General features: G+C 36.6%; 1 protein-coding gene and 2 pseudogenes. 1 reads left to right on the top strand and 2 read right to left on the bottom strand.

Annotated features, from left to right (window positions below):
• Positions 1-30: 30 nt before the first annotated feature.
• Positions 31-315, bottom strand: a pseudogene (locus ASJ81_RS22170) (DUF6444 domain-containing protein); the annotation flags it as partial.
• A 96-nt stretch (positions 316-411) separates the two neighbouring features.
• A pseudogene (locus ASJ81_RS10385) lies at positions 412-1,290 on the bottom strand (TIGR03557 family F420-dependent LLM class oxidoreductase); the annotation flags it as partial.
• 871 nt (positions 1,291-2,161) lie between these two features.
• On the opposite strand from ASJ81_RS10385, the gene ASJ81_RS10375 reads away from it, so the two are divergent.
• On the top strand, positions 2,162-3,235 hold a 1,074-nt coding region (locus ASJ81_RS10375; RefSeq protein WP_095644392.1), incomplete at its 3' end, for an IS1634 family transposase.

Below are 3,235 nucleotides of genomic sequence, written 5' to 3'. Positions count from 1 at the left end.
GCAGCAGTTCAAAGAATGCTCTATTACCTAATCAGGATTATCAACCATTTTAAGAGTTGTTCCTGGATGACCTTCTTGACCTCCAGGGTTCTTTTCGCTCTTTTTACGGAGACTCTTGGGATTAGGTTTTCCTTTGACAAAAAAATCAGTAGAAGGAGGTTTACTGCTGTTTCTGCTATTTTGATTTAAGCGAGATTCTAAAACTTGCAATTTTTCACTAAGCTGTTTTATTTGAGATTCAAGACTCTCAATGTAAGTTGCAATAACTTCAGGATTTGAAGTACACAGAGCAAGAATCTCTTCACGTTTCATCAAAGATAGAAATAACTCATTGTAAATCCAATTTTTCCTCGAAAAGAGGAAAAATTGTGTAGCCCTAAAAAGGCTACCTGAATAGTAACTATATTTTTTTATAAATTTGATGTGATCTTCCGGATTTTCGGAAAAACAACCCTGTTTCTTAATTGTTTCAGGGCCCACAACTTTTCCATTTTGAACAGACATTTCGGGAGTATAAATCTTATTTACGAAAAGAGCAGAAACTGCGGCTCCTGACCAGAGTTTCATAAAATTCTCAATAGATGCTTCAATGTCTACTCCATATTCAACAGATATTTCTATTGCCTTCGGTAAACTTTCAACGTCTTTTCCTGAGTCCCTGGCCCCCTTTTCAAATTCGGAGAGGATTTGTTTAGGTTTTTCCAGGCCCTCTCCACCTCCTACAGTTAAAAGACCGTCCCCATAATAGCCTGCAACATATGCACTTTCAGGCACTAGAGAAGAAATATAGATAGGAATTTCATTTTTTGGCAGAGTATATAATTTGGCCTTTTTTGTTTGATAGTAGCATCCGTCAAAACTGACCTTCTCTCCTGTCCAGAGTTTGCGGATAAGTTCTATTGCTTCTATCATGCGGATCTGACGTTCATCATACTCAGGCCATTCTAAGGTTATGGAATATTCATTTAAGGCTTCCCCAGTTCCAACAGCGAGATAGGTCCTTCCTTCGGCAAGTGAAGATACTGTTGCTGCAGCCTGAGCAATAATCGCAGGATTATAGCGCAGGATAGGACAGGTCAGACCTGTTCCCAGTTCGATATTTTGGGTACTCGCAGCTGCCGCACCAAACCAGCTCCATATAAAGCAAGCCTGTCCTTCTTCACTCCAGGGATGAAAATGATCACTTGCATCAATACTTTCAAAGCCTGCCTCTTCAGCAGCTATTACCTGTTTCAGCAACTCGGAAGGAGGGAACTGTTCAGGTGCGACCTTATAGCCTAATTTAAGCAATTTAACTCCCCCATCAACATTTATATAATTAAAAAATATAATTTATATTTAATAATCATATTCAGGACTCTGTTCCAAAATCCAGTGATTTTTGCATTTTTTGATTGAAAATCTGAATTAGCAAGAAGAATCCAGTTTTCATCAAAATCAATATTCGATATCTAAAGACTTCAATACCTAAGTTGTATTACAAGGATTGTGACCATTTACAAAATCTAGTGATTTTGAATTTTACATTCATCACTAGATTTTAGTACTGAGTCATATTCAGGTTCAAAATATTATTCCAATTTTTTATTATGCCTGCATGACAGGATCACTATGGAATTTGAGGGACGAAAGAATAGAGGTAACTAGTCAGTTGTAGGGAAAAATATTAGTCACTGTATTCACTAAATTTCAAGGAGCAAGTTTCTATTAACTAACTTTTTTTACTTGCCGGATATTAATTTCGTTTGTTGACTTTCAAAAGTAATCTGACTCAAGTTGGTCTAAAACCATAGTATAACAAATAAAATAGTGCTAGAGGTGCGGTTCTAACGCATGAACTCCTACGAAAATGGATCTTGAATAATCCAGAGTCTACCAGAAGTTACTTCCTCTTGTTAATTGGCTCAAGTTATGTTTTTTGTTTTGAGAGGGAAAAACTAAAGTCAAAAATAGCCATGAAGCCAAATAAACTTATCCTGTCAGTGTAAATTTCAGAAAGACAGGAAATTCCTTCCGCAGGTTCAAGCACGGATTTTGGGAAAAAGATTACTGAGGTTGTAATAAAATAGGTAATGATTAAATTTAAAATATGCAACCTAGATTCGGCAGGTAAACATATAAGTTAATATAATTATTCTCACATCTTTTTTCTTGATTTTCCATGGCAGACAAAAACAACAGTCGACTAGTCGAATCCTCAATAAAACGTACAAGATTTTTAGGTCACCTTGGTCTCATTGCTGGAGTTTTCCGAGAACTTGAAGTTGACAAACTGATCGATGAGAAACTCCCAAAGGAAAGGGATCACAAGATTCCTCACTCAGTCTGCATCCTTGCCATGGTACTCAATGGTCTTGGTTTCATAGGTCAACGTCTATACCTTTTTCCTGACTTTTTCAGGAATATTTCTATAGAAAGACTTTTTGGAGAAGGTGTAACACGAGAAGATCTGAATCAATATGCTATCGGAGAAACTCTTGACAGAATCGTAAAGTATGGTCCTACAAAACTGTTTACGGAAATTGTTCTTCACATTATGAATCGTCTACCTATTCCTGTCCATTGTTTACACGCTGACACTACAAGTGTCAGCGTTTATGGTGATTATCAAGACGAAGAAACGGAGTCTATTGATATCACTTTTGGAATTCCCAAAAACGGAAGATGGGATCTCAAACAATTTGTGCTAAGTTTGATTGTAAATCAGCATGGAATACCCCTTTTTATGAACACTCATTCAGGGAATGCTTCCGACAAAAGCACAATTCTGGAAGCAATAAAGTCTCTCAAATCAGCTTTAAGTCCTGAAAGCAAAGTGTACTATGTCGCTGATAGTTCCTTTTACACTGACAATAATATCAATAATATAGGAAAGTCATTCTGGATCAGTCGTGTTCCTGCAACAATTAATGAGGCAAAGGAACTGCTAACTGCAAATCTAAACCTGAAGCCACTGAAAAGCGATGAAAGATACTCATTTTATCAAACCTTTGTTGATTATGGGGGAGTCAAGCAAAAGTGGGTTTTGTTGCTTTCTCATAAAATGAAAGAAAAGAAAGAGATAACTCTCAGAAAGAAGCTTCAAAATGAACTTGAAAAAGCAGAAAAGTCGCTTAAAAAACTGGTAGTAGAGGACTTCTTCTGTGAAGAAGATGCATTAAAAGCAGCAGAAAAATGGACTGCAGATTTCCCTTCTATTGTGTTTGAAAAAGTAGATTTGAAAACCGTTAAAAAA

The sequence above is a fragment of the Methanosarcina spelaei genome, assembly GCF_002287235.1.
In the GTDB taxonomy this organism is placed as follows: Archaea; Halobacteriota; Methanosarcinia; order Methanosarcinales; family Methanosarcinaceae; genus Methanosarcina; species Methanosarcina spelaei.
This window is presented reverse-complemented; position numbering and strand designations above follow the sequence as displayed.